Source organism: Pseudomonas sp. JV245A, from assembly GCF_032424515.1.
GTDB classification, from domain to species: domain Bacteria; phylum Pseudomonadota; class Gammaproteobacteria; order Pseudomonadales; family Pseudomonadaceae; genus Aquipseudomonas; species Aquipseudomonas protegens.
The window spans coordinates 1-26,123 of record NZ_VYKE01000038.1; the positions used below are offsets into that span (position 1 = coordinate 1).

The window sequence follows — 26,123 nt, forward strand, 5'->3', positions numbered from 1 at the left end:
GCTGTTCGGGCTCAATTCGGCGCGCTTCGTCAAACCCAGCTCGTGGAATGTGCTGGGCTACATCACCATGAACTGCGCGACCCTCGGCGAAGCCATGGGCCGCATCATGCCGTTCGAAAAACTGGTGGGGGACATGGGCACCAGCCGCGCCGAAGTCGCTGGCAACCAGGTGCGGCTGATCTGGAGTTGCCGCCATCAGCGCCCGGACATCCGCCGCCACCTGGTGGAAAACGTCCTGGCGTCCTGGCTGTTGTATGCGCGCTGGATCGCCGATTCGCAGTTGTCGCCCAGCGCGGTGTGGTTCGAACACGCCCTGCCGGAACCCGTCGAGGCGGCGCAGTACGAGGCGTTGTTCGGCTGCCCGGTGCTGTTCCAGCAACCCTGCTCGGCGCTGGTGGCGCCGCTGGAGTACCTGCAGATGCCCCTGCGCCAGGCCGACGCGCGCCTGCTCAAGACCCTGGAAGAACATGCCCAGGCGATGATGGCTTCCCTGGGCGATGCGCCCCTGGCCTTGCAGGTGCACAACGTGCTGCGCCAGTTGCTCAAGGACGGCCTGCCGCGCAAGGAGCAGGTGGCGCAGCACCTGCACCTGTCGGTACGCACCCTGCAGCGCCAACTGCAACAGGCTGGCACTTCATACCAGCAGATTCTCGACGACCTGCGCCAGGAGCTGGCCGAGCACTATCTGCGCCACAGCGAGCTGTCGATCCAGGGCATCTCCGATTGCCTGGGTTTCACCGAACCGCGCTCGTTCCACCGCAGTTTCAAGACCCGCACCGGGCTGACCCCGGGGCAGTTCCGCCTGAGCGCGCAGAGCTCCGGCAAGGCCTGAAACCCGTTACACGCTGATGGCGTTGGTGAACACCAGGCGATTGCCGAACGGGTCGCTGATGGTCATGTCCTGACTGCCCCAGGGCATGGCCTGGATCTGCGGATGGGAGAAGCGGTACTGCTTGGCCAGCAACTGCTGCTGGAAGGTTTCCAGTTCATCGGTCTCGATCCGCAGGGCCGCACCCGGCGAGCAGTCGCCATGGTGCTCGGTAAGGTGCAGCACGCACTCGCCCCGCGAGACCTGCATGTACAGCGGAAAATCGGCTTCGAAGCGGTGTTCCCAATCCAGGGAGAAACCCAGGAAATCGAGGTAAAACTCCCGGGCCTTGGCTTCATCGAAGATCCGCAGGATGGGGGTGGTTTTGCCAAAGCTCATTGCGCGACTCCCTGACTGAAATGAGCCGACTATACAGACGGCGATTATCAGCAGTTCGGCGCCGCTCGGGGATTCTTTAATAGCACAGCGCCATCATTGTGATGGAGGTCAACAAATCAGCCAGCGGATGCAAATCCCGGGCGCAGGTCACCTTCCCGGGGCAGGAAGCGCCCCTGACGTTCACCGTTGGCCCGGCCCTGGGCAAAACTGCACACGCCATTGACCCAGACCCCATCGATGCCTTGCGCGGCGCGCTGCGGCTCCTTGAAATCCGCCACGTCGCGCACCCGCGCCGGGTCGAACAGCACCAGGTCGGCCCAGTGCCCTTCGCGGATCTCGCCACGCTGGTGCAGGCCGAAGCGCGCCGCGGACAGCCCGGTCATCTTGTGCACCGCAGTGTGCAGCGGGAACAGGCCCAGGTCGCGGCTGAAGTGCCCGAGTACCCGGGGGAAGGCGCCCCACAACCTTGGATGGGGGAAAGGATCTTCCGGCAGGCCATCGGAGCCGACCATCGACAGCGGATGGGCGAGGATGCGCCGCACATCGTTTTCATCCATGCCGTAGTACACCGCCCCCGCCGGTTGCAGGCGCTCGGCGGCGGCCAGCAGGCTGACGCCCCAGTCAGCGGCGATCTCGCTCAAGTCGCGACCGCCCTGCTCGGGGTGCGGTGTGGACCAGGTGATGGTGATGCGGTAGGCATCGGTGACCTGCTTGAGGTCCAGGGTCGAGGAACTGGCGGCGTAGGGATAGCAGTCGCAGCCCACCGGGTGTTCCCGGGCGGCGTTTTCCAGGGCCGCCAGCAGTTGCGGGCTGCGCCCCCAGTTGCCGGCGCCGGCGCACTTGAGGTGCGAGACGATCACCGGTGCCCGGGCCGCGCGACCAATCAGAAAAGCTTCGTCCATGGCCTCCAGCACCGGCTCGAACTCGCTGCGCAAATGGGTGGTGTACACCGCGCCGAACGCCGTCAATTCCTGGGCCAGTTGCAGCACTTCATCGGTCTCGGCGCAAAACGCGCTGGCGTAGGCCAGCCCGCTGGACAGGCCGAGGGCGCCGTCCTCCAGGCTTTCGCGCAGTTGCACGCGCATGGCGCTGATTTCATCGGCCGTGGCCGTGCGAAACAGGTCCGGCAGATGGTTGCTGCGCAGCGCGGTGTGCCCCACCAGCGCCGCCACGTTGATCGCCGGGCGCGCGGCATCCACCGCCGCGCGGTAGTCACGAAAACGCGGGTAGACGAACATCGAGCGCTCGCCCAGCAGGTTCATCGGGTCCGGCGGGTCGCCCTTGAGGGTCACCGGCGCGGCGCTGATCCCGCAGTTGCCGACGATCACCGTGGTCACCCCCTGGCTGAGCTTGGGCAGCATCTGCGGCTGGCGGATCACCACCGTGTCGTCATGGGTGTGCACATCGATGAAACCCGGGGCCAGCACCCGCCCGGCGGCGTCGATCTCTTGCTCGGCGCTGGCCGCGGACAGATCGCCGATGCGCGCGATGCGCCCGTCGAGGATGGCCAGGTCGGCGGGGTAACCGGGACGGTCGCTGCCGTCAATGATCAGGGCGTTGCGGATCAGCGTGTGGTAGCGCATGTCAGTCTCCCAGGGGCAGGCAATCGTCGCCGCCACGGTAATGGTCCAGGGCCAGCTTGATCCGTCGCAGGCGTTCCTGGTTGTCATCGGGCAGGGCCAGGGCCAGCTCGGTGGCCAGCACATCAATGGCCAACAGCATGCCGTAGCGGGCCGCGGTGGGTTTGTAGATGAGCGAGGTCTCGGCGCTGTGCAGCGGCAGCAGCACATCCGCCAATTGCGCCAGGGGCGAGTCGGGCAAGGTAATGGCCAGGATCCCGGCGCCGTAGGTACGGGCCAGGGCCACCGCCTCCAGCAGCTCGGGGGTGATACCGGTCAGCGAACAGGCGATCACCGCGTGCTGCGGCCCCAGGGCGGCGGCGGTGACGCGCATCATCACCGGGTCGTGGCAGGCGGCAATGGGGTAGCCCAGGCGTACCAGGCGCACTTGCAACTCGCTGCTGCACAGGGTCGAGCAGCCGCCCATGCCGAAGGCGTGGATCATCCGCGCGCGCCCCAGCAAGCGCACCGCATCGGCGAATTGGGCCTCCTCGAAACCGGCCAGATGCTGGTGCAGCGCAGCTTCGATATCGCCAACGATCTGCCGGTAGAACCCGGACTGTTCCGGGGTGCCGGCAGGGTCCAGGAAGCGGCTGCCCACCCCACTGGCCTGGGCCAGCTGCAGGCGCAACTGGCGCAAGTCGCGGCAGCCGACGCTGCGGGCAAAGCGCGACAGGGTGGCGGCGCTGACTTCAGCGCGGCGGGCCAGTTCGTCAAGGCTGGCAGAGGCGGCAAAGCCCACATCGTCGAGCATCAGCCGGGCGATCCGCCCTTCCCCGGCGCTGAGAAAATCCAGGCGCGAGCGGATCTGGTAAAGGATGTCCATCTACAAAAACTCCGCGAGGACCAGGGTCAGGCCGAAGGCGATCACCGAGATCAGGGTCTCCAGCACGGTCCAGGTCTTGAAGGTCTGGATGACGGTCATATTGAAGTATTCCTTCACCAGCCAGAAGCCGCCGTCGTTGACGTGGGAAAGAATCACCGAGCCGGCGCCGGTGGCGATCACCAGCAGCTCCGGGTGCGGGTAGCCCAGGCCGACAGCCACCGGCGCCACCACCCCGGAAGCGGTGGTCAGGGCCACGGTGGCCGAACCGGTGGCGACCCGCATCAGCACCGCGAACAGCCAGCCCATCCACAGCGGCGAGAGCTGGAACTCATGGGCCAGGCCGACGATCTGCTCGGTCACCCCGGAGTCGATGAGAATGCGGTTGAGGCCGCCGCCGGCCCCCACCAGCAGGGTGATGCTGGCGGTGGGCGCCAGGCATTCGTTGGTGAACTTGAGGATCGATTCGCGGTTCATGCCCTGGGCCAGCCCCAGGGTCCAGAAACTCACCAGGGTGGCCACCAGCAGGGCGATCACCGAGTTGCCGATAAACAGCAGGAACTGGTTGAGGCCGGTGCCGGGCTCGGCCAGCAGGTTGGCCCAGCCGCCGAGAAGCATCAGCACCACCGGCAGCAGGATGGTGGCCAAGGTCAGGCGGAAACTCGGCAGGCGCAGGCGCGGCTCGCGGGCGATGAACTGGCGCTCCAGGGGGTTCTGCGCCGGCAGGTGGATGTGCGGCACGATGAACCGCGCGTACAGCGGCCCGGCGATGATCGCCGTGGGCACACCGATCAGCAGCGCATACACCAGGGTCTGCCCCACCGACGCCTGATAGGCCTGCACCGCCAGCATCGCTCCCGGGTGCGGCGGCACCAGGGCGTGCACCACCGAGAGCCCGGCGACCATGGGCAAGCCCACCATCAGCAGCGACACCCCGACCCGCCGCGCCACGGTAAAGGCAATTGGCACCAGCAGTACGAAACCCACTTCGAAGAACAGCGGCAGCCCTACCAGGAAGGCGATGCAGACCATGGCCCAGTGGGCGTTGCGTTCGCCGAAGCGGTCGATCAGGGTGCGCGCCACCTGCTCGGCACCACCAGATTCGGCCATCAGCTTGCCGAGCATGGTGCCCAATGCCACCACCAGGGCGATATGCCCCAGGGTCTTGCCAACCCCGGCCTCGTAGGCGCTCACCACTCCGGAAGGCGGCATGCCGGCCATCAGCGCCAGGCCCACCGACACCAGGGTGATGACGATAAAGGGGTTGAGTCGGTAGCGGGCGATCAACACGATCAGCGCAATGATGGCGACTGCGGCGTAGCCCAGCAGCCAAGAACCCGTAGCGGGAGCCATGGCGTCCTCCTTGAAAACAGCGTCACTTTCGAATGGTTGTGAAATTCATTAATCACTTAGAAAGGTGAACTTCAAACCGAGTGAAACTTATTTTCGTAAAGAGGCAGGCTTTGTCGCGAACAGCTAAGTGAAAGGCCGGCTTATGAAAATCGGCAGTGGGTATTTTCATCCACTGCCGCGGTGGCCGATCTCAGTCGTGATGCTCTCGGGCACGCTTGAGCAGCTTCTTGCAGCGCTCGGACAGGTGCAGCACCCGCAACTGCTTGCCGGCCTTGGCATAACGCTCGCGCAGGGTTTTCAGCGCGGCGATGGCCGAGTAGTCGACAAAACTCAGGTGGCGACAGTCGACAGTCACGTGCCGAGGATCGCCCGCCGGATCGAACTGGTTGAGAAACGGCGTGGTGGAGGCGAAGAACAGGGTGCCATGCAGTTGGTAGTGCTTGCTGCCGTCGGCTTCCAGGTGGCTGTCGGCGTACAGCTCGCGGGCCTGCTGCCAGGCGAAGTTGAGGGCGGCAATGACGATGCCGCAGAACACCGCCATGGCCAGGTCGGTGAACACGGTGATCACGGTCACCGCGAGGATCACCAGCACATCGTTGAGCGGCACCTTGTTAATCACCCGCAGGGACGCCCAGGCGAAGGTCTGCTGCGACACCACGAACATCACCCCCACCAGCGCCGCCAGGGGGATGCGCTCGATCAGCGGTGAGAGAAACAGCACGAACAGCAGGATCAGAGCGCCCGCCACCACGCCCGACAAACGCCCGCGACCACCGGAACTGAGGTTGATCACGGTCTGGCCGATCATCGCGCAGCCACCCATGCCGCCGAACATTCCCGAGACCACATTGGCCGCGCCCAGGGCCACGCATTCACGGTCCGGGTAGCCGCGGCTTTCGGTGATTTCGTCGGTGAGGTTGAGGGTCAGCAGGGTTTCCAGCAGGCCGACCATGGCCATCAGGAACGCATAGGGCGCGATGATGCCCAGGGTCTCCAGGTTCCACGGCACCTGGGGCAGCGCCAGGCTCGGCAGGCCGCCGGCGATGTGGGCCATGTCCCCCAGGGTGCGGGTCGGCAGGCCCAGCAGGTAGACCAGCGCGCCGACCCCGAGGATCGCCACCAGGGCCGGTGGCACCGCCCGGGTCAGGCGCGGCAGCAGGTAGACGATGGCCATGGTCAATGCCACCAGCCCGGCCATCAGGTACAGCGGCTGGCCGCTGAGCCAGTGTTCGCCGCTCTTGAAATGTTCCAGCTGGGCCAGGGCGATGACGATCGCCAGGCCGTTGACGAAGCCCAGCATCACCGGGTGCGGCACCATGCGCACCAGCTTGCCCAGGCGCAGCAGGCCGAAGGCGACCATCACCAGCCCGCCCAGCAGCACCGTGGCCAACAGGTACTGCACACCGTGCTGCACTACCAGGGCGACGATCACCACCGCCATGGAACCGGCAGCGCCGGACACCATGCCCGGCCGACCGCCGAACAGCGCCGTCAGGGTGCAGATGAAGAACGCGCCATACAGGCCCATCAACGGGTTGAGGTGGGCCACCAGGGCGAAGGCGATGCACTCGGGCAGCAAGGCAAAGGAGGTGGTGAGTCCGGCCAGGACATCGGCACGCAGACGTTTTGCTTTCATGATTGACCTGATAGACGGACCGGCAGGCGCGGCCCTGGGAAGTGCGGAAAGAAGGCGGGGAATGTTACGAAATTGAGCCGCCTCCGACCAGCCGGCCGTCGGCGCCTGCACAACGAAGGTAGGAGCTGGCTTGCCAGCGAAGAGGCCGCTCGACCTGGCGCCAGGCTTGCGTGCCCTTTCGCCGGCAAGCGGAACACCGCCCGGCCAGCTCCTACAGGGGGTCAGCGGTTATTTGACGACCTTGCCGACACCGCGGCCACGTGGGTCGGAAGCGGTTTCAAGCGCGGTGCCATTGACCCGGATGGCCTGGATATCGCCCATCTCCCAGCCCTGGTCTTCCAGGGTGTAGCCCATGGCCTTGAGCTCGTCGGCCACCTTGCCGGTGAGCGGCGCATAGGCGTCGTAGTAGATCGTGTCCTTGGGCAGCAGCTGGTGATGCACGCGCTGCGCGGCCACGGCCTTTTCCAGGGGCAGGTGGTAGTCGTAGAGGTTGTTCAGCACCTGGAAGATCGAGGTGAAGATCCGCGAACCTCCGGGGGTGCCCAGCACCAGGGTGACCTTGCCATCGCGGGTCACCAGGCTCGGGCTCATGGAGGACAGCATGCGCTTGCCCGGGGCGATGGCGTTGGCGTCGCCGCCCACTACGCCGAAGGCGTTGGCCACGCCCGGCTTGGCGCTGAAGTCGTCCATTTCGTCGTTGAGCAAAAAGCCCGCGCCCTTGACCACCACGCCGCTGCCATAGTCCCAGTTCAGGGTGTAGGTGTTGCTCACCGCGTTGCCCTGGGCATCGACGATGGAGAAGTGGGTGGTCTGGTGCGGCTCAAGCCCGGGGCGCACTTTCTCGGTAGCCGAGATGGCGTTGGGGTTGACCTCGGCGGCGCGTTTTTTCAGATACGCCGGGTCGGTCAGTTGCTTGACCGGAACATCGGAAAACGCCGGGTCGCCCAGGTAGTCGGCGCGGTCGGCGAACACCCGCTTTTCGATTTCCGCCAGCAGGTGAATGTACTTGGCCGAATTGAGCTCCACACCCTTGAAGTCCGCCGCGCGCTCTTCCTTGATGCTGATCAACTGCGCCAGGGCCACCCCGCCAGAGCTGGGCGGCGGCGCGGTGTACAGGGTGTTGCCACGGAAGGTCACCTGCAGCGGCTGGCGCCACTGGACCTTGTAGTCCTGCAGGTCCTGCTTGGTGATCAGGCCCTTGTCGGCCTGCATCTGCGCCACCAGCAAGTCGGCGGTCTTGCCGCTGTAGAACTCCTTGGCGCCCTGGTCGGCGATGCGCTCCAGGGTCGCGGCCAGTTCCGGCTGACGGAAGGTCTCGCCCGGTTTCATGCTGCCGAAGTAGTCGCCGAAGTTGGTGGTGCCGTTGAACAGCTTCAACGCATCCTCGCGGTACTGGTACTGCTTGTCGGCCACCTTGAAGCCGTTTTTCGCGTAGCCCACGGCCGGAGTGATCAGCTCGCTCCAGGGCAGCTTGCCGAACTTCTGGTGCGCCTCCCACAGGCCCATCACCGTACCCGGCACCCCGGCAGCGCGAGCGCCCACCAGGCTCAGGTTCTCGATCACCTCGCCCTTTTCATTCAGGTACATGTTCCGGGTCGCGGCCTTGGGCGCGGTTTCCCGGTAGTCGAGGAAGTAGGGTTTGCCGTCGATGTACATCGTCATGAACCCGCCGCCACCGATGTTGCCGGCCTCGGGGTAGGTCACGGCCAGGGCGAAGGCCGTGGCCACCGAGGCATCCACCGCGTTGCCGCCCTTCTTGAGGATCTGCGCCGCGACATCGGCGCCGTACTGGTTGGGCGCGGCCACCGCGCCGCCTTCCAGGGTCACGGCGAAGGCCGAGCTGCTGGCGGCGATGGCGGCCGTCAGGGCCAGGGTCTTGAACAACAGAATGCGCATAGGTCCTTCCTTTTCTTGTTATTGAACGGCAAGAACCTTAGGCCCGAGACGGGGGGTTGAGCAATCGCCAATCGTGGCACGAACGTCCCAAGCCTCCGCCATGGATAACCGTAGGAGCTGGCTTGCCAGCGAATGCAACTTCAAGAGTTGCGCAAAACCCGGGGGCCCCTTCGCCGGCAAGCCGGCTCCTACGGGGGATAGGCGGGGAATGGGGGGAGCCTTCAGCCCTGGAACTCGGGGTTGGCGTAATCGGCCAGCTTGCCCTGGATGAAATCCAGGAAGCACTGGATGCGCAGGGCCAGTTGCGAGTTGCGGTAGTACACGGCGTTGATCGGCTGGCGATAACCGCTGTTGAACGAGGCCAGCACCGGTTGCAGGCGCCCGGCGCGGATGTCGTCGATGGTCATGAAGTGCGACAGGCAGGCAATGCCCTGCCCTTCCAGCGCCAGGTGGCGCAGGGTCTCGCCGCTGGAGGCGCTGATGCCCGGCTGGATCTGCCAGCGGTCGCCATGCACATGGCGCAGCGGCCAGTGGTTGAGGGTCTCGGTCTGGGTGAAGCCCAGCAGGGTGTGCCCGGCCAGTTCGGCCACGCTCTGCGGCGTACCGTGGCGGGCCAGGTAGTCAGGGCTGGCGAGGATGTGCAGCGGGCTGCAGCCCAGGGAGCGGGCATGCAGGGTGGAATCCGCCAGCACCCCGATGCGGATGGCGATATCGGTGCTCTGCTCCAGCAGGTCGATGATCAGGTCGTTGCTGTTGAGTTCCAGCTGGATATCCGGGTACAGGCTGCGGAACTCGGCCACATAGGGAACGATGGCGTGCAGCATGAAGGGCGACGCAGCGTTGATCCGCAGGCGCCCGGACGGGTTGCGCTGGCGCGAGGACAGGCGCTCTTCGAGCTCGTCCATCTGATCGAGGATCAGCTTGGCCTGTTCGAAGAAGTAGCGCCCTTCCTCGGTCAGGTCCATGCGTCGCGTGGTGCGGTTGATCAGCGTGGTGTCGAGCTTGGCCTCCAGCCGCGACAAGCTGCGGCTGACCGCCGAAGGGGTCTGGGCCAACTGCTCGGCGGCGGCGGAAATCGAGCCGCACTCGATGACACAGACGAAGACTTGCAACTCGTCGGATCGGGCTTTCACATGAGTCCTCTGGCGGCAGCGGGGCAACATCGCCCCTGAGTTTCAAGGCACTCAATAGTAGCCGGATTCAGCCCGGCAGATTGAACACTGCCTTGAGGTGTTCCTCGTAACGCTGCACATCGCCTTCGATGTTCGGGCGTTTCATCACGTCCACGCAGAGGAAAGTCGGCAGGGCGCTCATGCCCAGGAACTGGTTGGCCTTGTGGAACGGGAAGTAGACCGCGTCCACGCCCTTGGCCTCGAAGAAGTCGGTGGGATCGTCGAAGGCTTGCTGCGGGGCGTTCCAGGTCAGCGAAAGCATGTACTGCTTGCCCTGGATCAGGCCGCCGCTGCCGTACTTCTGCGAGGCATCGGAGCGGGTCCGGCCGTCGCTGGCGTAGAGGCTGCCGTGGCCTTCGGTGAAGACTTCGTCGATGTATTTCTTGACGATCCACGGTGCGCCCATCCACCAGCCGGGCATCTGGTAGACGACCACGTCGGCCCAGAGAAACTTCGCCACTTCTTCCTGGATGTCATAACCCTCGTCGATATGGGTGACCTTGACCTCCACACCACCCCGGTCGAGCACCGCCAGGGCGGTGTCGTGCAGGGTCGCGTTATAGCGGCCATCGGAGTGGGCGAATTGCTTGGCGCCATTGAGCAGCAGTACTTTTTTCATGATCCAGCCTCATCGGGAACAACCCGTTGCGCATCGATGGCGGCGGGCTGTAAAGATTGAAAACGATGGCGGCAGGTTAATCAGGCCAGGGCCGGAGAATAAGCCCGGGTTGTTCAAAATACATTTGACTCAAACGCACGAATCAACGGTTGATTGTTGCCTTAGAATTTTTGCCGACCTCCCCATCAGCAAGAGTGCTCCTTATGCCCACACCCCAGGCCTTCATCCTTCACGCCAAGACCCGCCCGGAACGGGCTGATGCCTTCGAGGCGTTCTTTCTCGGCCATGTAGCCGCCAGCCGCGCTGAAGCCGGCTGCATCGAATACCACATGCTGCGGGACCGACAGGACCCGAGCCTGTTCATTTTCTACGAGGTCTGGGCTTCCCAGGAGGCGCTGGATAGCCACTCCAGCCTGCCGCACATGCAGCAGTTCCTCGACACGCGCATGGACTACCTGGAGCGCGACTTCGAGATCCGCGCCATCGACATGCTCAGCCCGGCCGCGGCTGGCCGCTGAGCAAAAGGTCTAGCCGCTGATCAGCAAGTGCCCGCCCAAGAGGCCCATGCCGACAAAGAACACCCGCTTGAACAACTGGGCGCTGATGCGCTGGCGCAACCACTGCCCCAGCCACATGCCCAGCAGCGCCGGGGCCAGGGTCAGCAGCGAGGCCCCCAGCTCGGCGCCGCCCAGGGCGCCGCGCCACAGCAGGCCGCCGGCCAGGGCCAGGGTCGAGACGGTGAACGACAGGCCCAGGGCCTGCACCAGCTGATCCTTGTTCAGCCCCAGGGCTTGCAGGTAGGGCACCGCCGGAATCACGAACACCCCGGTGGCCGAGGTGATGACCCCGGTGACCAGCCCGCACAGCGGCCCCAGCCAGCGCTCCTGGGCCGCCGACACTCGCAGGGTCGGCAACAGCAAGCCGCTCAGGGCATATAGCAGTAGCGCCGCCCCCAAGCCCCGCACCACCCAATGCCCGGCGTCGATTCCCAGCCACAGGGAGCCGGCGGCGGTGCCGGCAAAGATCGCCAGCAGCATCGGCCACAGGCGCTTGAGCAAGGCCGGCAGATGCCCGCCAAAGGCCAGTTGCCAGAGATTGGTCAGGGTCGCCGGAATGATCAGCAGGGCCGCAGCCTGCGCCGGCGCCATAGCCAACCCCAAGAGGCCCATGGCCACGGTGGGCAGGCCAAGACCGATCACCCCCTTGACCATGCCGGCCAGCACAAAAGTGCCGATCACCAACAGGGAAAGGGCCACTCCGAGATTCTGATAAAACGCGAGCGAGCTGTTCATGGGCCTATCCTGCGCCCTGCCCGCCCTGCTGAAAATCTGCCATATACTGAGCCAGCCTCTTGCCCGGCAATAGGCACATACAAAAACCTATGGCCCGTACCGCAGTAGGAGCTGGTTTGCCAGCGAAAGCGATTTCGAGATTTGCGCAAAACCCAGCGGCCTCTTCGCCGGCAAGCCGGCTCCTACAAAAATGACGCTCCCCGAGAGATGCCCCATGCACTTCGACCTGATCGACCTGCGCCTGTACCTGAACATTCTGGAGGCCGGCAACATCACCGCCGGTGCCGCTCGCAGCCACTTGTCGCTGGCCGCCGCCAGCGCTCGAATCCGCGCCATGGAGGCCTCGCTGGGCATCGAGTTTCTCGAACGCGGGCGTCGTGGCATCCGCCCGACAGCCGCCGGCAAGGCCCTGGCCCAGCACGCGCGAACGCTGCTGCTGTACGCCGAGCACCTGCAGCAGGACCTTGGCGAATACGCCAGGGGGGTCAAGGGCCAGGTGCGCCTGTTGTGCAACACCACCGCACTCAGCGAGTACCTGCCAGAGCTGCTGGCAGACTTCCTGCACAGCCAGCCCCATGTCGATATCGAGCTGCAGGAGCTGCCCAGCCAGCGCATCACCCACGCCCTGCGCCAGGGCGCGGCGGACCTGGGGATCGTCTCCGATGCGGTGGACACTCAGGGCCTGATGACCCGGGCCTTTCGCGACGACCCACTGGTGCTGGTGATGCCCCCGGACCACCCCTTGGGTGCCCTGGCGGCCCCCAGCTTCAGCGACAGCCTGGCCCACGACTATGTCGGCCTGGCCAGCCACAGCGCCCTGGCGGTGTACCTGGAGGAACAGGCCCTGCACCTGGGCCGGCGCATGCAGTTGCGCATCCGCGCCGAAGGCTTCGACGCCGTGCTGCGCATGGTGGCCCGCGGCGCCGGGCTGGCCCTGGTGCCCCTGGCGGCCCTGCAACGCAACCTGCACCTGGCTCTGCAAAGCCGCCCCTTGAACGAGGCCTGGGCACGCCGCCGCTTGCTGCTGTGCGCCCGCGACTTCGACGCCCTGCCCCTGTATGCCCAGGGCTTGTGCCGTGCGCTGCTGGAGCCTTGACTCTCCCCTTAGGGGCAGACTTTAGCCTTGGGGTTTATTCCTCAAGGACCACGGCAATGAGCAAACGCATCCTGGTGATTCTCGGCCACCCTTCGCGCCACAGCCTGTGCGCGGCATTGAGCGAGCGCTACGTGAAAGCGGCGCAGGAAGCCGGCCATGAAGTGCGCCAGCTCAGGCTCGGCGACCTGCATTTCGACCCGGTGCTGCGCGAAGGTTATCGCCAGATCCAGCCCCTGGAAGAAGACCTGCAGCAGGCCCAGGCCGACATCCTCTGGGCCGAGCACCTGACCTGGGTCTTCCCCATCTGGTGGGGCGGCATTCCGGCGCTGATGAAGGGCTTTCTCGATCGCGTGCTGCTGCCGGGCTTCGCCTTCAAGTACCGCCCCGGCAAAGCCTTTCCGGAGCAGCTGCTAAAGGGCCGCAGCGCCCACCTGCTGGTGACCATGGATACACCGCCCTGGTACTTCCGCTGGTTCTACCGCATGCCCGGCTTGCAGCAGATGCGCCGCACCACCCTGGCCTTCTGCGGCATCAAGCCCTTGCGCACCCTGACCTTCGGCCCGGTGCTGGACGCCAGCCAGGAACGCCGGGCCGACTGGCTGCTGCAAGTGGAGCACCTTGCCAAGCAGTGAAAGCGCCGGATAATGCGCAACGCCGTCCACCGCCCGACGACCCGGTACTGGAAAAGGAGCCTTCATGTACATCGGCCAAGCCGCGCAACTGTCCGGAACCACGGTCAAGAGCATCCGTCATTACGAGGCCATCGGCCTCTTGCCCGAAGCGCCACGCCAGGGTCGCTACCGCCTGTATGACGCGCAGAGCGTCGAGCAACTGATATTCATCAAGTGCGCCCAGCAGTTGGGCTTCAAGCTCAAGGAACTGCAGCAGGTGTTCGCCACCCACCAGGGGCAGGCCTTCCCCTGGGACCGGGCCCAGGCGGCCCTGGCGCAGAAAAAGCGCGAGCTGCAACAGCAGATCGAGGATTTGCAGCAGTTGCAGGGCCGGCTCGAGCTGTTCGAGACCAGCCTGCAACAGGCGCGAGAGGAATGCCCCCTGGGCAGCCGCTAGGACCGCCCGGGCGGCCTTGCTTCAGACCTCCGACAAGCCGGCGACCACCCGCGGCTTACGAAAGCACAGGTAATAGACCAGGGTCAGCAACAGCAGGAACGGCACCCCGAACACCAGGGTCATCTTGAACGCCTCGGTGAAGAAGGTGGTGATCATCACCGCCCCCATCAGCACCAGCCCCAGCAGGGTGCTGTAGGGAAACAGGCGCATGCGGAACGACAACTGCTGCTCGCCGTGGCGCTGGTGATAGCGGCGGAAGCAGTAATGGGTGAGGAAGATCATGAACCAGGTGAAGATCGCGCCGAACATCGAGATCGCCATCATCAGGGTGAACGAACTCTCGGGGTACAGCACGTTGACCAGGGTCGCCAGGGCGATGCCGGAGCTGGACAGCAGCAGGGCATTGAGCGGAATCCCGTTCTTGCTCAGGGCCCCCATGGACTTGGGCGCATAGCCGGCGCGGGACAGGCTGAACATCATCCGCGTGGTGATGTAGAGCTGGCTGTTCATCGCCGATAGCGCGGCGATCAGGATCACGAAATTCATCACCCCGGTGGCCCCGGGAATACCGATGGTCTGCATCACCGTGACGAACGGGCTCTGGGCCTTTCCGGCCTGGGCCCAGGGCACGATGGCCAGCATCAGCGCCAGGGTCAGCAGATAGAACACCACCAGGCGCACGATGGTGGCGCGAAAGGCCTGTTTCACCGCGCGTTGCGGGTCCTTGGCCTCGCCCGCCGCCACCGCGATCATCTCCACGCTCAGGTAGCTGAAGATCGACACAATCACGGCAATCCACATGCCTTCGAAACCGTTGGGAAAGAAGCCGCCGTGAGCGCTGTAGTTGTGCAGCCCGTAGTCGGGGTTGCCAGAGCCGAACACCACGTACACCGCCAGGATGATGAAGCCGACGATGGCGGCGATCTTGATGGTGGAAAACCAGTATTCGAAGTTGCCGAAGGTCTTCACGCTGATGCCGTTGAGCACGATCAGCACGCTGGAGAAGGAGATGATCCACACCCACTCCGGAACGTTGGCGAACCAGTACTTCATGTACATGGCGATGGCCGTGACTTCGGCACCCACCGCCAGCACGATGGCCGCCCAGTAGGCATAGCGCACCAGGAAGCCGGCCAGCGGGCTGACGTAGAACTCGGCGTAGGCACCGAAGGAGCCGGAGGTGGAATGGGCCACGGTCATTTCCGCCAGGCAGCCCATCAGGATCAGGGTGATCAACGCGCCGATGGCGTAGCTCAGCAGCACGCTGGGGCCGGCATAACCGATGGCGTAGGCGCTGCCCATGAAGAGCCCGGTGCCAATGGCCCCGCCGATGGCGATCATGCTCATCTGGCCGGCGGTCAACTGCCGCCTGAGGCCGTGCTCGCGATTGGATATCGCTTCGAAACCCTTATTGGAGGTGGTCACTTTGAGTGCCTCTTTATTGTTGTGTGCACGTATAAATCGTTGTGACGGCCCGTCCTTGTGCCGCTGGCCTGGTCGCCGCACAGGGCGGCAACCAGGGGGTGAAACACGCCTCAGGTCACGCTGTGGCGCACCTGGAATTGCGCCTGGGCCCAGGTTTTCTGGTCGAGGATTTCACCGAGGATCTGCACCGCGTCCCATACCTCGCTGAAGCGGGTGTACAGCGGAGTGAAGCCGAAACGCATGATCCGCGGCTCGCGGTAATCGCCGATCACGCCCCGGGCGATCAGGGCCTGGATCACCGCGTAGCCTTCGGGGTGCTCGAAGCTCACATGGCTGCCACGCTTGGCATGCTCACGCGGGGTCACCAGCTTCAGCTCGTGACCGGCGCAGCGCTGCTCCACCAGTTCGATGAACAGGTCGGTCAGCGCCAGGGACTTGCGCCGCAGGCTCTGCATGTCGGTCCGTTCGAAGACTTCCAGGCCGCATTCGACCATGGCCAGAGAGGTAATCGGCTGGGTGCCGCACAGGTAGCGGGCAATGCCGCTGGAAGGCTCGTAGCGGGTGGCCATGTCGAACTGCCGGGCATGGCCGAACCAGCCGGACAGCGGCTGGGTAACCAGGTCGCAGAGCGCCGGAGCGACCCAGGCGAAGGCCTGGGAGCCGGGGCCGCCATTGAGGTACTTGTAGGTGCAGCCGATGGCGTAGTCGGCGCCGCTGCGGCCCAGGTCCACCGGCACCGCGCCGGCCGAGTGGGCCAGGTCCCAGATGCTCAGGGCGCCCGCCTCGTGGATCAGCCCGGTGGTCGCCTGCATGTCGTGCATGTAGCCGGTCTTGTAGTTGACGTGGGTCAGCAGCACCACCGCGGTGTCCTGGTCGATGGCCGCCGGCAGTTGTTCCGGGCTGTCCACCAGGCGCAGGGAGTACCCCTGCTGCAGCAGCTGCGTCAGGCCTTCGACTATGTACAGGTCGGTAGGAAAGTTGCTGCTTTCGGAGACGATCACCCGCCGCTGGGGCGCACGTCCGGCCTGGACCTGCAGGGCAGCGCTGAGGACCTTGAACAGGTTGATGGAAGTGGTATCGGTGATGACCACCTCACCAGCACCCGCACCGATCAGCGGCGCCAGCCGATCCCCCAGGCGCTGGGACAGGTCACGCCAGCCGGCCGTGTTCCAGCTGCGGATCAGGCCCTCGCCCCACTCTTGCTCGATCACCTGCCGGGCCCGCTCGGCAGCCGCCACGGGGCGGGCACCAAGCGAGTTGCCATCGAGGTAGATCACCCCTTCGGGCAGGCTGAACTGTTGGCGCAGCGGCGCCAGGGGGTCCTGTTCATCGAGACGCAGGCAGTGGTTTTTATCGATCATTGGCAGTCCTGTCTTGGTCAATGTCATGCCCACCGGAAGGGGCCGGGCACGGGGTCCTGGAAACCCGAAAACTTGAGAAATAATGGACGAAGGCCCGGAGAATTTTCGTGCAAAGTGCAGCGCGCTGTCGTACTAATCTCGAATAAAATTCTAATCCTCCAATAAAAAACGCGGATTTATGCCAACCATGACCCTCGACTCCACGGACCTGCGCATCCTCTACTTCCTGCAACAGGACGGGCGTATCAGCAATCAGGAACTGGCGGAGAAAGTCGCCCTCTCGCCCTCGGCCTGCCTGCGCCGCCTGCGCCTGCTGGAAACGGAGGGGATCATCAGCGGCTATCGCGCCCAGCTCAATGCCGAGCGCCTGGGCATCGAGCTGGAGGCGATCGTCCACGTATCCCTGCGCCAGGACGTGGAAGGCTGGCACGAGACCTTTATCGGCAAGGTCCAGCAGTGGCCGGAAGTGGTGGCCGCCTACGTGATCACCGGCGCCAGCAACTACGTGCTGCGCATCCAGGCGCGCAACCTCAAGCACTTCTCGGATTTCATCGTCAACCATCTGAACCGCGCCTCGGGCGTGACCGACATCCGCTCGGAAATCGTCCTGCAGAAGATCAAGGAACAGAACAGCCTGCTGGACCTGGTGCAGCGCAAGTAAGCCGTCCTAGAACCCGGCCGGTCGCCGCGCGGGGTGACGCTGGGCAGTGACGCTCGGGGTTTCGTCGAACAGCTTGCGGTACTCGGCGGAGAACCGCCCCAGGTGGGTGAAGCCCCAGCCCAGGGCAATCTCCGAGATGTTGCGCGCCGAGCCGTGCTCGAGAATTTCCTGGCGCACGCCATTGAGCCGGTGGCGCTTGAGGTAGGCCATGGGCGACAGGGCGAAGTACTTGCGAAAGGCCTCGAACAGCTTGAAGCGCGAGACGCCGGCGGCGGCCTCCAGGTCTTCCAGGTGCACGGTCTCGCGGGCATGTTCATGCAAGTGCTGGCGGGCCCGTACCAGATAGTGGGGCAGCTTGACCCCGAGCATCGCCCGCAACTCGCTGGAGTAGTTGTTGGGCTGGGCCAGGATCAGGCCCTTGATCAATGAGCTTTCGATTTCCCGGGTGAAGGCCAGCTGTTCATAGAGCTCGTTGCCCTGGGCCAGTTCGCCGATGAAATGCTGCGCCATGCGCCACCAGGCCGCGGCGGCACCGTGCAGCGCATCCATGCCGGGCTCGAAACGCAGCGGCTCCAGCACCGGGCGCTGCAACAGGCCCTCCAGGGCCTCGCTCATGGCCGGCCGGGAAATCACCACCTGCAGCTTGCGACAGTCTCCGGAGATGGCCAGCACCTGGCTTTCGTTGGGGGCGATGATCACCCCCTGGCCGCGGTCCGAGCGCAAGAGGCGCCCGTCCTTGCTCAGTTCCTGCTCGCCGCACAACGGCAGGCTCAGGCTGTAGCTGCTGAAGCGCTCGGTGTCCTGGATATCCACCACCACATCGGTGCCGTATTCGATGATGCCCAGGGTCGTGGAACGGGACCTGAGCACGTTGGCACTGTGGTGGAACCGAATGCGTTCGGGGTTGGCGGTTTCCAGGCGGTGAGGCCCACAGATTCCCGCCATCCAGTTCCTGGCCCCTTCAAGGTCAAAGCGATCGATACGAATCTCGCGAAACTGCCCATCAGCCTTGCTATTCATCACGGCGCACCCACGGCAATTTTTATTCAGCGCGCTCTGACGGCGCGTCTTGTATGACAGGGCAAGTTTTGCGCCAGCCGACGGCGCTGCCAACCCAGTGGATAGCAATCGTCGACTAAGTGGATAACCGGGCCCCATCACTCTCATTGGCTGCGCTCACAGTAGCCGATCAGCGCACCAACAGGCAGCCATCCATCGCTTGCCTGCACGATGCTGGGTAGTTGCTACCCAGGGGCCCGCTGCTCCATGCCTTGCCGGGAACGGGCAATTTTGTGGATGACCTTGGCCGACTAAGCGGATAGCCGCAGGCCCCCTCCCCTCTCTCTAATGACTGCACCCGATTGGCCTGAATAAAAAAGGTACCGACTCATGAGTGGTGCAAGAAACGTCGAGCAGTGGCAAGACTTCATCCACAGCTGCCTGGACTTCCGTCCCGCGGACGGGGTGTTCCGTATCGCCCGGGACATGTTCACCGAACCCGAGCTGTTCGACCTGGAGATGGAGCTGATCTTCGAGAAGAACTGGATCTACGCCTGTCACGAAAGCGAGTTGCCCAACAACCACGACTTCATCACGATGCGCGCCGGGCGCCAGCCGATGATCATCACCCGCGACGGCGAGGGCCGGCTCAATGCCCTGGTCAACGCCTGCCAGCACCGCGGCACCACCCTGACCCGGGTTGGCAAGGGCAACCAGTCCACCTTTACCTGCCCCTTCCATGCCTGGTGCTACAAGAGCGACGGGCGCCTGGTGAAGGTCAAGGCGCCAGGGGAATACGACGAGGGCTTCGACAAGGCCACCCGCGGCCTGAAGAAGGCCCGCATCGAGAGCTACAAGGGCTTCGTCTTCATCAGCCTGGACGTGGCCGCCGACAATTCCCTGGAAGACTTCCTCGGCGACGCCAGGATCTTCTTCGACATGATGGTCGCCCAGTCCCCCGACGGCGAGCTGGAGGTGCTGCCGGGCAAGTCCGCCTACACCTACGACGGCAACTGGAAGCTGCAGAACGAGAACGGCCTGGACGGTTATCACGTCAGCACCGTGCACTACAACTACGTGGCCACGGTGCAGCACCGCCAGCAGGTCAACGCCGACAGCGGCGCCGGCAGCAGCGCCACCCTGGACTACAGCAAGCTCGGCGCCGGCGACGCCAGCACCGACGATGGCTGGTTCGCCTTCGAGAACGGCCACAGCGTGCTGTTCAGCGAAATGCCCAACCCGGCGGTGCGCTCCGGCTACGCCAGCATCATGCCGCGCCTGGTGGCCGAGCACGGCCAGGCCAAGGCCGAGTGGATGATGCACCGCCTGCGCAACCTGAACATCTACCCCAGCCTGTTCTTCCTCGACCAGATCAGTTCCCAGTTGCGGATCATCCGCCCCATTGCCTGGAACAAGACCGAGATCATCAGCCAGTGCATCGGGGTCAAGGGCGAGAGCGACGCCGACCGGGAAAACCGCATCCGCCAATTCGAGGATTTCTTCAACGTCTCGGGCATGGGCACGCCGGACGACCTGGTGGAGTTCCGCGAGGCCCAGCGCGGCTTCCAGGGGCGCCTGGAGCGCTGGAGCGACATCTCCCGCGGGCGCCAGCATTGGGTCAGCGGGCCCACCGCCAACAGCGAGAACCTGGGCATCCAGCCGGCCATGACCGGCACCGAGATCACCCATGAGGGGCTGTACGTCAACCAGCACCGCAACTGGCAGAAATTCCTCCTCGACGGCCTGCAGCGCCGGCCCCTGAAACTGCGTGAGGTGTGATCATGAATGCGCAATTGCAGTACCAGATCGAGCAATTCTTCTACCGCAAGTCCGAGCTTTGCGATGCCCAGGACTGGGACGCCTACCTACAACTGTTTGCCGTGGACAGCGAGTTCCACCTGCCCCAGTGGGACTCGGAACACGTCTACACCCGGGACCCGAAACGCGAGATGTCGCTGATCTACTACGCCAACCGTTCGGGGCTGGAGGACCGGGTGTTCCGCCTGCGCACCGGCAAGGCGGCCTCGACCATCCCTATGCCGCGCACCCTGCACATGGTCAGCAACCTGCGCATTGCCGAGGGCGACAACGGCCTGCTGCGGGTACGCCTGAACTGGCACACGCTGTTCTATCGCCTGGCCACCGCCGAGGAGTTCTACGGCCATGCCACCTACGACCTCAAGCCCCAGGGCGACAGTTGGCTGATCCAGCGCAAGCACGTGCTGCTGCTCAACGACACGATCAACTCGGTGCTCGATTTCTATCACCTCTGACCCACGGAAATTCTCCCATGACGCACAAGGTCGCGTTCAGCTTTGCCGACGGCAAGACCCTGTTCTTCCCGGTCAAGGCCAATGAAATCCTGCTCGACGCCGCCCTGCGCAACGGCATCAAGATCCCCCTGGACTGCCGCGAAGGGGTGTGCGGCACCTGCCAGGGCCGTTGCGAGTCGGGCCAGTACAGCCAGGACTATGTGGACGAAGAAGCCCTCAGCGCCCAGGACCTGGAACAGCGCAAGATGCTCACCTGCCAGACCCGGGTGCAGTCCGACGCAGCGTTCTATTTCGATTTCGACTCCAGCCTGTGCCACAGCGCCGACCCGGTGCAGTTGCAGGGCTCGGTGATCGACGTGCGCCAGGTGTCCGAAAGCACCGCCATCCTCCACCTGGACCTGGGCGGCCATCAGGCGCCACTGGATTTCCTCCCGGGCCAGTACGCCCGCCTGAGCATCCCCGGTACCGGCACTAGCCGGGCCTACTCCTTCGCCAACCGGCCGGCGGCGGACAACCAGTTGCAGTTCCTGATCCGCCTGCTGCCCGACGGGGTGATGAGCAACTACATCCGCGAGCGTTGCCTGGTGGGCGACAGTATTGCGCTGGAGGCGCCGCTGGGGGCCTTTTACCTGCGCCAGATCAGCCGTCCGCTGGTGCTGGTGGCCGGCGGCACCGGACTGTCGGCGCTATTGGCGATGCTCGAACAGATCGTCGAGCAGGGCTGCCAGCAACCACTGCATCTGTACTACGGCGTGCGCCACAGTGCCGATCTGTGCGAACTGGAGCGTATCCAGGCACTGGGCGAGCGCTTGCCAGCGTTTCGCTTCACCCCGGTAATCAGCGACACCGACCCGGATTGGTCGGGCAAGCGCGGCTACATCAGCGAACACTTCGACAGCAGCGAACTGCGCGACCAGGACACCGACATGTATGTGTGCGGGCCGCCGCCAATGGTCGACTCGATCCGGATCTGGCTGCAAGAACAGCAACTTAACCGCGTTCAGCTGTATTACGAGCGGTTCACCGAGAGTAATATCTGATCCCGTCAGCATTCGCCGTGATCGACCCCGATCGATCCTGATAACAACTAGAAGAGAGCGCACATTAGTGGATCAAACCTTGAAGCAGGGTGAACTCAAGCGTGGCTTGAAGAACCGCCATATTCAGCTGATCGCCCTGGGCGGGGCGATCGGCACCGGACTGTTCCTCGGCTCGGCCGGGGTTCTCAAATCCGCCGGACCTTCGATGATCCTGGGCTACGCGATTGCCGGGTTCATTGCCTTCCTGATCATGCGCCAACTGGGGGAAATGATTGTCGAGGAGCCGGTGGCCGGTTCCTTCAGCCACTTCGCGCACAAGTACTGGGGCGGCTACTTCGGCTTTCTCGCCGGCTGGAACTACTGGGTGCTGTATGTCCTGGTGGGCATGGCCGAGCTCACCGCAGTGGGCAAGTACGTGCAGTTCTGGTGGCCGGAAATCCCCACCTGGGTCAGCGCCGCGGTGTTCTTCGTGCTGGTCAACCTGATCAACATGATGAACGTGAAGTTCTTCGGTGAAGCCGAGTTCTGGTTCGCCATCATCAAGGTGGTGGCCATCGTCGGCATGATCGTCCTCGGCTGCTACATGCTGTTCAGCGGCAGCGGCGGTAGCCAGGCGTCGGTGAGCAACCTGTGGTCCCACGGCGGTTTCTTCCCCAACGGCGGAACCGGCCTGCTGATGGCCATGGCCTTCATCATGTTCTCCTTCGGCGGCCTGGAACTGGTAGGCATCACTGCCGCCGAAGCCGCCGAACCGCGCAAGGTCATTCCCAAGGCCATCAACCAGGTGGTCTACCGGGTGCTGATCTTCTACGTCGGCGCCCTGGCGGTGCTGCTGTCGCTGTACCCGTGGGACGAACTGCTGGTGAGCCTCAACGCTGGCGGCGACGCCTACAGCAGCAGCCCGTTCGTGAAGATCTTCTCGCTGATCGGCAGTGATGCCGCAGCGCAGATCCTCAACTTCGTGGTCCTGACTGCGGCGCTGTCGGTGTACAACAGCGGCGTGTACTGCAACAGCCGCATGCTCTATGGCCTGGCCGAACAGGGTGACGCACCCAAGGCGCTGATGAAGCTCAACAAGCAGGGCGTGCCGATCCTGGCCCTGGGCATCTCCGCGCTGATCACCCTGCTCTGCGTGCTGGTCAACTACCTGGCGCCCCATGAAGCGCTGGAGTTGCTGTTCGCCCTGGTGGTGGCCGCATTGATGATCAACTGGGCGCTGATCAGCCTGACCCACCTGCGCTTTCGCAAGGCCATGGCCGAGCAGGGCGTGGTGCCTTCGTTCAAGGCCTTCTGGTCACCGCTGAGCAACTACCTGTGCCTGGCCTTCATGGTGATGATCGTCGGCGTGATGTGGATGATCCCCGGCATCCGTGCCTCGGTGTACGCGATCCCGGTGTGGGTCCTGGTGATCTGGGGCTTCTACCTGCTGAGCCGGGCGAAGAAAGCTTCGCAACCCGCCCTGCGCTAAGCCCACAGGTTCACGCCACACACCCGAGCCCGGCCTTATCCAAGGCCGGGCTTTTTTGTCGGCGCCGCCAAAGTGGTCTGCCAGCAAACAAGAATGTGGCTCGAAACGATAGTCCATCCGTTACCTAGAATCGGGCCTCTCCCGGCGCTTGGGCCAGGGAGCCTGTTCCTCGACGGAGAGTGGCTTATGAACAGAACCGCGACAGGCCTTAGACCGGCCGATATCTTCTCTCCCACCGTGGCGGCACTGATCTCAGTGCTGGTGAACTATGGCGGGACTTTCATCCTGGTGTTCCAGGCCGCTGAACTGGCCCGGCTGACACCCGCCCAGACCACCTCCTGGGTCTGGGCCGTGTCCCTGGGCGTGGGCCTCTCCGGCATGTGGCTGAGCCTGCGCTACAAGGCGCCGATCATTACCGCCTGGTCTACCCCCGGGGCGGCCTTCTTGGCCACGGTGATGCCCTTCACGCCCTATGCCGAGGTGATCGGCGCCTACCTGATTTGCGCCCTGGGGTTCATCGTCCTGGGCGGGTCCGGGGCTTTCGACAAGCTGGTGCGCCTGATTCCCAAGGGCATCGCGGCTGGCTTGCTGGCAGGCATCCTGCTGCAGTTCGGGATCAACGCCTTTGGCGGCGCGAGTGCCGATCCACTGCTGGTGATCGTGCTGGTACTGTCCTATGCGGTGCTGCGGCGCTTCACTTCACGCTTTGCCGTGGTGGGCATCCTGTTCATCGGCCTGGCGTTGCTGATCGTCCAGGAGCGGGTCGACTTCGCCAGCGTGCACCTGAGCTTCGCCGCTCCCCTGTTCACTGCGCCACAGTTCTCCGTGTCAGCCTTGCTCGGCGTGGCCCTGCCACTGTTCGTCATCACCCTGACCGGCCAGTACATGCCGGGCATGCTGGTGTTGCGCAATGACGGCTTCCAGACCAGCGCCAACCCGCTGCTCACGGTCACAGGGTTGGGCTCGCTGATCATGGCGCCGTTCGGCGCTCACGCATTCAACGTGGCGGCGATCACCGCGGCGATCTGTACCGGCGAGGATGCCCACCCGGACCCGGGCAAACGCTATATCGCCGGTATCGCCTGCGGCGTTTTCTACATCCTGGTGGGGACCTTCGGGGTCACCCTGGCGACCCTGTTCATGGTCTTGCCCAAGGCCTTTATCACCACCCTGGCCGGCCTGGCATTGCTGGGGGCAATCGGCGGCAGCCTGGCCAACGCCATGGCCGATACGGCCACCCGGGAAACCGCGCTGATCACCTTCCTTGCCACTGCCGCCAACGTCACTCTGCTGGGGATCGGTGGTGCCTTCTGGGGGCTGGTTGCCGGGCTGACCGTGCACCTGTTGATCCTGGGCCCGCGCAGCGCCCTGGCACTGGAACGCGCCAAACCCTGACCGCCGGCGCTGGAAAAAGGCCGCTGGCTAGGGCTTTCCCAGGGCCTGGGCCAGACGCGCCATCGCCGCCTCGATCTCATGGGCGCTCAGGGACGCATAGCCCAATAGCCAGCCCTGCTGCTTCTGCTCGCCCGCATAAAGCCGGCTGAGCCCCGGCAACTGGATGCCAGCCCTGGCCGCACGTTGCTGGGTCAGCTCCTCGCTCCAGCCGGGTTCCAGAAGACACGGGACCTGCAATCCGCCGGGTGGCGGCAAGGCCCTGGCAATGCCCGGCAAGTGCCGGCCTATGGCCTCGAGCATGGCCTGCCGGCGCCCGGCGTAGAGCTTGCGCATGGCCCGTACATGGGCGTTGTAGTGCCCCTCCTCCATGAACCGCGCCAGGGTCAGCTGGAGGATCTGCGGCGTGTGCCCGTCCATGATGCTGCGGGCACTGCTGAAGGCCCCCACCAGTTCGGCAGGCAGGATCATGTAGCCCATGCGCAGGCCCGGATAGAGAGTCTTGCTGAAGGTGCCGATGTACAGGGTGCGCCGAAACGGGTCCAGGCCCTGGACGCAGGCGGTGGGCAGGCCCTCGTAGTGGAACTCGCTGTCGTAGTCGTCCTCGATGATCCATCGGTCGTGCTCGGCGGCCCAGCAGGTCAGCTCCAGGCGGCGCTCCAGGGACAGGGTGGCACCCGTAGGGTACTGGTGCGAGGGCGTCACATAGACACAGCGGGCGCCGCTGCGGTCGGCTCGCAACAGGTCGGTGCGGATGCCCTGGCCATCCACATCAATGGGCACGATCCGCGCCTCGGCCGCCTCGAAGGCCTTGCGCGCGCCGAAGTAGCCTGGGTTCTCCATCAGGATCGGCTTGCCGGCGTCCACCAGCAGTTGCGCACACAGGAACAGCGCCTGGCGAGTGCTGCTCAGCACCAGGATCTGCTCGGGCTGCACCTTGGCCCCGCGTTCCAGGTTGAGGTAGGCGGCAATCGCCTTGCGCAGGGGCAGCGCGCCCTGGGGATCGCCATGCAGCAGCACGCTGGCACGGTAATCCTTCAATGCCTGGCGTTGCAGGCGCTCCCAGACCTCCAGCGGGAAGCTGCGGGTTTCCGGCAAACCGGTAGCGAAGGCCGTGACCGCCTGCTGATCGCTGACCCCACCCCGCGCCAACAGTGCCGCGCCGCGCCGGCTCAGGCCCGCTCCCGGTTCCGGGCTGTGGGCCGGCAACCCTTGCTGGAGCTGGCGCCGGCGGGACGGGCCACGCAATTGGGCACCGATGGTTTCGCAGACATAGCTCCCCGAGCCTTTGCGCCGCAGGACAAAACCGTCGCGCTGCAACTGCACATAGGCGTTTTCCACGGTGTCGCGCGATACCGCCAGCGACTTGGCCAGGGCCCGGGTCGCCGGCAGCTTCACGCCGGGGCCCAGGGCGCCGTCGAGGATCAGCCCGCGCAAGGCGCGCTGGATGCGCTGGTGCAGGTCCAGAGGGCGGAACTCAGGATCGCTGAGCCGCATCTTGAGGGTTTCAAGCTCGAAGGTCCGGGACATGTGGTCTGCCTTAGAGAGTAAAAATGGTGCACCGAAGGCGGCCACCTTATCCCCCGAGCGCAACTGCCGCCAGCGCCCGCTGCTCTCTAACGACCTCTGTAGCCGCTGCCGCAGGCTGCGATAAGGTCCGGAGGACCTTCCAGACCTCAAGAACGCGTCTGCTGCGCTGCCGATCGCAGTCTGCGGCAGCGGC

Annotated in this window: 24 protein-coding genes; 11 read left to right on the top strand and 13 right to left on the bottom strand. The window is 64.7% G+C overall.

Annotation, left to right across the window (positions count from 1 at the left end; translation table 11 throughout):
- Positions 1–832, top strand: an 832-nt coding sequence (locus F6S12_RS13310; RefSeq protein WP_315868971.1) for an AraC family transcriptional regulator, incomplete at its 5' end; no start/stop codon positions are given.
- 6 nt (positions 833–838) lie between these two features.
- Here the strand turns inward: F6S12_RS13310 and F6S12_RS13315 are convergent.
- The 8 genes from F6S12_RS13315 to F6S12_RS13350 all read right to left on the bottom strand — a co-directional run bounded on the left by F6S12_RS13315 (position 839) and on the right by F6S12_RS13350 (position 10,325).
- The gene (locus tag F6S12_RS13315) at positions 839–1,207 is read right to left on the bottom strand and encodes a glyoxalase superfamily protein (protein ID WP_011059140.1); all 369 of its coding nucleotides are present in this window, start codon (positions 1,205–1,207) and stop codon (positions 839–841) included.
- A 116-nt stretch (positions 1,208–1,323) separates the two neighbouring features.
- Positions 1,324–2,790, bottom strand: coding sequence for an N-acyl-D-amino-acid deacylase family protein (locus tag F6S12_RS13320; protein WP_210693468.1), 1,467 nt, complete (start codon positions 2,788–2,790; stop codon positions 1,324–1,326).
- Between the two features lies 1 nt (position 2,791).
- Positions 2,792–3,652, bottom strand: coding sequence for a MurR/RpiR family transcriptional regulator (locus F6S12_RS13325; RefSeq protein ID WP_053156278.1), 861 nt, complete (start codon positions 3,650–3,652; stop codon positions 2,792–2,794).
- On the bottom strand, positions 3,653–5,002 hold the full coding sequence (locus tag F6S12_RS13330; protein WP_011059137.1) for a gluconate:H+ symporter: 1,350 nt from the start codon (positions 5,000–5,002) through the stop codon (positions 3,653–3,655).
- 190 nt (positions 5,003–5,192) lie between these two features.
- A complete protein-coding gene (locus F6S12_RS13335) occupies positions 5,193–6,638 on the bottom strand; it encodes a SulP family inorganic anion transporter (RefSeq protein WP_011059136.1) in 1,446 nt (481 codons plus the stop codon).
- A gap of 228 nt (positions 6,639–6,866) precedes the next feature.
- Complete coding sequence (gene ggt / locus F6S12_RS13340; protein ID WP_315868972.1) at positions 6,867–8,534, bottom strand: gamma-glutamyltransferase; 1,668 nt, start codon at positions 8,532–8,534, stop codon at positions 6,867–6,869.
- 221 nt (positions 8,535–8,755) lie between these two features.
- Positions 8,756–9,667 (bottom strand): LysR family transcriptional regulator, encoded by a 912-nt coding sequence (locus F6S12_RS13345; RefSeq protein ID WP_011059134.1) that lies wholly within the window; start codon positions 9,665–9,667, stop codon positions 8,756–8,758.
- A 67-nt stretch (positions 9,668–9,734) separates the two neighbouring features.
- Positions 9,735–10,325, bottom strand: coding sequence for an NAD(P)H-dependent oxidoreductase (locus F6S12_RS13350; RefSeq protein WP_011059133.1), 591 nt, complete (start codon positions 10,323–10,325; stop codon positions 9,735–9,737).
- 203 nt (positions 10,326–10,528) lie between these two features.
- Here F6S12_RS13350 and F6S12_RS13355 point away from each other — a divergent pair, with 203 nt between their 5' ends.
- The gene (locus F6S12_RS13355; RefSeq protein WP_015634064.1) at positions 10,529–10,843 is read left to right on the top strand and encodes a putative quinol monooxygenase; all 315 of its coding nucleotides are present in this window, start codon (positions 10,529–10,531) and stop codon (positions 10,841–10,843) included.
- A 9-nt stretch (positions 10,844–10,852) separates the two neighbouring features.
- Here F6S12_RS13355 and F6S12_RS13360 read toward each other — a convergent pair whose 3' ends face one another.
- The gene (locus F6S12_RS13360; protein WP_123430042.1) at positions 10,853–11,617 is read right to left on the bottom strand and encodes a sulfite exporter TauE/SafE family protein; all 765 of its coding nucleotides are present in this window, start codon (positions 11,615–11,617) and stop codon (positions 10,853–10,855) included.
- Between the two features lie 214 nt (positions 11,618–11,831).
- Here F6S12_RS13360 and F6S12_RS13365 point away from each other — a divergent pair, with 214 nt between their 5' ends.
- The 3 genes from F6S12_RS13365 to F6S12_RS13375 all read left to right on the top strand — a co-directional run bounded on the left by F6S12_RS13365 (position 11,832) and on the right by F6S12_RS13375 (position 13,781).
- Positions 11,832–12,713: a LysR substrate-binding domain-containing protein gene (locus F6S12_RS13365; RefSeq protein WP_152685927.1), complete on the top strand. Its 882-nt coding sequence runs from the start codon at positions 11,832–11,834 to the stop codon at positions 12,711–12,713.
- A gap of 56 nt (positions 12,714–12,769) precedes the next feature.
- On the top strand, positions 12,770–13,345 hold the full coding sequence (locus F6S12_RS13370; protein WP_265577812.1) for an NAD(P)H-dependent oxidoreductase: 576 nt from the start codon (positions 12,770–12,772) through the stop codon (positions 13,343–13,345).
- Between the two features lie 64 nt (positions 13,346–13,409).
- Positions 13,410–13,781: a MerR family transcriptional regulator gene (locus F6S12_RS13375; RefSeq protein ID WP_019095167.1), complete on the top strand. Its 372-nt coding sequence runs from the start codon at positions 13,410–13,412 to the stop codon at positions 13,779–13,781.
- A 21-nt stretch (positions 13,782–13,802) separates the two neighbouring features.
- Here the strand turns inward: F6S12_RS13375 and F6S12_RS13380 are convergent, their stop codons facing one another.
- Positions 13,803–15,206, bottom strand: a complete 1,404-nt coding sequence (locus F6S12_RS13380; protein ID WP_011059127.1) for an amino acid permease — start codon at positions 15,204–15,206, stop codon at positions 13,803–13,805.
- 110 nt (positions 15,207–15,316) lie between these two features.
- Positions 15,317–16,567: a kynureninase gene (kynU, locus tag F6S12_RS13385; protein ID WP_011059126.1), complete on the bottom strand. Its 1,251-nt coding sequence runs from the start codon at positions 16,565–16,567 to the stop codon at positions 15,317–15,319.
- Positions 16,568–16,754: 187 nt separating this feature from the next.
- Here kynU and F6S12_RS13390 point away from each other — a divergent pair, with 187 nt between their 5' ends.
- The gene (locus F6S12_RS13390; protein WP_011059125.1) at positions 16,755–17,228 is read left to right on the top strand and encodes an Lrp/AsnC family transcriptional regulator; all 474 of its coding nucleotides are present in this window, start codon (positions 16,755–16,757) and stop codon (positions 17,226–17,228) included.
- Positions 17,229–17,234: 6 nt separating this feature from the next.
- On the opposite strand, the gene F6S12_RS13395 is transcribed toward F6S12_RS13390, so the two are convergent.
- Positions 17,235–18,248 (bottom strand): AraC family transcriptional regulator, encoded by a 1,014-nt coding sequence (locus F6S12_RS13395; RefSeq protein WP_011059124.1) that lies wholly within the window; start codon positions 18,246–18,248, stop codon positions 17,235–17,237.
- A gap of 369 nt (positions 18,249–18,617) precedes the next feature.
- Between F6S12_RS13395 and antA the strand changes: the two genes are divergently transcribed.
- The 5 genes from antA (at position 18,618) to F6S12_RS13420 (ending at position 24,403) form a co-directional block, all read left to right on the top strand.
- Entirely contained in the window at positions 18,618–20,006 is a 1,389-nt protein-coding gene (antA, locus tag F6S12_RS13400) for an anthranilate 1,2-dioxygenase large subunit (RefSeq protein ID WP_041115819.1), read from the top strand.
- Between the two features lie 2 nt (positions 20,007–20,008).
- Positions 20,009–20,500, top strand: a complete 492-nt coding sequence (antB, locus tag F6S12_RS13405) for an anthranilate 1,2-dioxygenase small subunit (RefSeq protein WP_053156267.1) — start codon at positions 20,009–20,011, stop codon at positions 20,498–20,500.
- A gap of 17 nt (positions 20,501–20,517) precedes the next feature.
- The gene (gene antC / locus F6S12_RS13410) at positions 20,518–21,540 is read left to right on the top strand and encodes an anthranilate 1,2-dioxygenase electron transfer component AntC (protein WP_315868973.1); all 1,023 of its coding nucleotides are present in this window, start codon (positions 20,518–20,520) and stop codon (positions 21,538–21,540) included.
- Between the two features lie 67 nt (positions 21,541–21,607).
- A complete protein-coding gene (locus tag F6S12_RS13415) occupies positions 21,608–23,008 on the top strand; it encodes an amino acid permease (RefSeq protein WP_011059120.1) in 1,401 nt (466 codons plus the stop codon).
- Positions 23,009–23,194: 186 nt separating this feature from the next.
- On the top strand, positions 23,195–24,403 hold the full coding sequence (locus tag F6S12_RS13420; RefSeq protein WP_248765157.1) for a benzoate/H(+) symporter BenE family transporter: 1,209 nt from the start codon (positions 23,195–23,197) through the stop codon (positions 24,401–24,403).
- Between the two features lie 27 nt (positions 24,404–24,430).
- Here the strand turns inward: F6S12_RS13420 and F6S12_RS13425 are convergent, their stop codons facing one another.
- A complete protein-coding gene (locus F6S12_RS13425) occupies positions 24,431–25,930 on the bottom strand; it encodes a PLP-dependent aminotransferase family protein (RefSeq protein WP_315868974.1) in 1,500 nt (499 codons plus the stop codon).
- Positions 25,931–26,123 lie beyond the last annotated feature (193 nt).

Bases quoted from the DNA above. Each gene is read 5' to 3' on its own strand.
- F6S12_RS13315 (WP_011059140.1), bottom strand. From the start codon at position 1,207: ATGAGCTTTGGCAAAACCACCCCCATCCTGCGGATCTTCGATGAAGCC.
- F6S12_RS13320 (WP_210693468.1), bottom strand. From the start codon at position 2,790: ATGCGCTACCACACGCTGATCCGCAACGCCCTGATCATTGACGGCAGC.
- F6S12_RS13325 (WP_053156278.1), bottom strand. From the start codon at position 3,652: ATGGACATCCTTTACCAGATCCGCTCGCGCCTGGATTTTCTCAGCGCC.
- F6S12_RS13330 (WP_011059137.1), bottom strand. From the start codon at position 5,002: ATGGCTCCCGCTACGGGTTCTTGGCTGCTGGGCTACGCCGCAGTCGCC.
- F6S12_RS13335 (WP_011059136.1), bottom strand. From the start codon at position 6,638: ATGAAAGCAAAACGTCTGCGTGCCGATGTCCTGGCCGGACTCACCACC.
- ggt (WP_315868972.1), bottom strand. From the start codon at position 8,534: ATGCGCATTCTGTTGTTCAAGACCCTGGCCCTGACGGCCGCCATCGCC.
- F6S12_RS13350 (WP_011059133.1), bottom strand. From the start codon at position 10,325: ATGAAAAAAGTACTGCTGCTCAATGGCGCCAAGCAATTCGCCCACTCC.
- F6S12_RS13355 (WP_015634064.1), top strand. From the start codon at position 10,529: ATGCCCACACCCCAGGCCTTCATCCTTCACGCCAAGACCCGCCCGGAA.
- F6S12_RS13360 (WP_123430042.1), bottom strand. From the start codon at position 11,617: ATGAACAGCTCGCTCGCGTTTTATCAGAATCTCGGAGTGGCCCTTTCC.
- F6S12_RS13365 (WP_152685927.1), top strand. From the start codon at position 11,832: ATGCACTTCGACCTGATCGACCTGCGCCTGTACCTGAACATTCTGGAG.
- F6S12_RS13370 (WP_265577812.1), top strand. From the start codon at position 12,770: ATGAGCAAACGCATCCTGGTGATTCTCGGCCACCCTTCGCGCCACAGC.
- F6S12_RS13375 (WP_019095167.1), top strand. From the start codon at position 13,410: ATGTACATCGGCCAAGCCGCGCAACTGTCCGGAACCACGGTCAAGAGC.
- kynU (WP_011059126.1), bottom strand. From the start codon at position 16,567: ATGATCGATAAAAACCACTGCCTGCGTCTCGATGAACAGGACCCCCTG.
- F6S12_RS13390 (WP_011059125.1), top strand. From the start codon at position 16,755: ATGACCCTCGACTCCACGGACCTGCGCATCCTCTACTTCCTGCAACAG.
- F6S12_RS13395 (WP_011059124.1), bottom strand. From the start codon at position 18,248: ATGAATAGCAAGGCTGATGGGCAGTTTCGCGAGATTCGTATCGATCGC.
- antA (WP_041115819.1), top strand. From the start codon at position 18,618: ATGAGTGGTGCAAGAAACGTCGAGCAGTGGCAAGACTTCATCCACAGC.
- antB (WP_053156267.1), top strand. From the start codon at position 20,009: ATGAATGCGCAATTGCAGTACCAGATCGAGCAATTCTTCTACCGCAAG.
- antC (WP_315868973.1), top strand. From the start codon at position 20,518: ATGACGCACAAGGTCGCGTTCAGCTTTGCCGACGGCAAGACCCTGTTC.
- F6S12_RS13420 (WP_248765157.1), top strand. From the start codon at position 23,195: ATGAACAGAACCGCGACAGGCCTTAGACCGGCCGATATCTTCTCTCCC.
- F6S12_RS13425 (WP_315868974.1), bottom strand. From the start codon at position 25,930: ATGTCCCGGACCTTCGAGCTTGAAACCCTCAAGATGCGGCTCAGCGAT.